An 859-nucleotide genomic window follows, 5' to 3' on the forward strand; every position below is an offset into this window, starting at 1 on the left:
CTTCGTCACCGACCAGCTTGGCTCTGGCGTCGTCGTCGAACAGCGGGTCCACGGCCGACACGCTGACCAGCGTGACGGCTCCGGTGATCACGGGCAGCGTCGCCGAGGCGGGCGTGGTCGTGCTGTACGAGGGCGCGACCGCCTTGGGCACGGTGACCGCTTCGGCGGCCGGTGCCTGGAGCATCACGGCCGCCTCGCTGAGCGACGGGGCGCACACGCTCACCGCGACGGTGACCGATGCGGCGGGCAACACGTCCGCCGCATCGTCGGCGCTGACGGTGACCATCGACACCAGTGCTTCGTCACCGACCGGCTTGGCGCTTGCCGTGGGTTCGAACAGCGGGTCCACGGCCGACACGCTGACCAGCGTGACGGCTCCGGTGATCACGGGCAGCGTCGCCGAGGCGGGCGTGGTGGTGCTGTACGAGGGCGCGACCGCCTTGGGCACGGTGACCGCTTCGGCGGCCGGTGCCTGGAGCATCACGGCCGCCTCGCTGAGCGACGGGGCGCACACGCTCACCGCGACGGTGACCGATGCGGCGGGCAACACGTCCGCCGCGTCCGCTGCGCTGACCGTAACCATCGACACCAGTGCTTCGTCACCGACCGGGCTCGCTCTGGCGGCAGCGTCGAACAGCGGGTCCACGGCCGACACGCTGACCAGCGTGGCGGCTCCGGTGATCACGGGCAGCGTCGCCGAGGCGGGCGTGGTGGTGCTGTACGAGGGCGCGACCGCCTTGGGCACGGTGACCGCTTCGGCGGCCGGTGCCTGGAGCATCACGGCCGCCTCGCTGAGCGACGGGGCGCACACGCTCACCGCGACGGTGACCGATGCGGCGGGCAACACGTCCGCCGCGTC

The 859-nt window shown here is 72.6% G+C and carries 1 protein-coding gene; it reads left to right on the top strand.

Translation table 11 applies throughout. The features are described from left to right. Positions 1 to 71: 71 nt before the first annotated feature. On the top strand, positions 72 to 859 hold a 788-nt coding region (locus GBZ26_RS29630; protein WP_345772091.1), incomplete at its 3' end, for an Ig-like domain-containing protein.

The organism is Azospirillum formosense, from assembly GCF_013340925.1.
GTDB lineage: Bacteria > Pseudomonadota > Alphaproteobacteria > Azospirillales > Azospirillaceae > Azospirillum > Azospirillum formosense.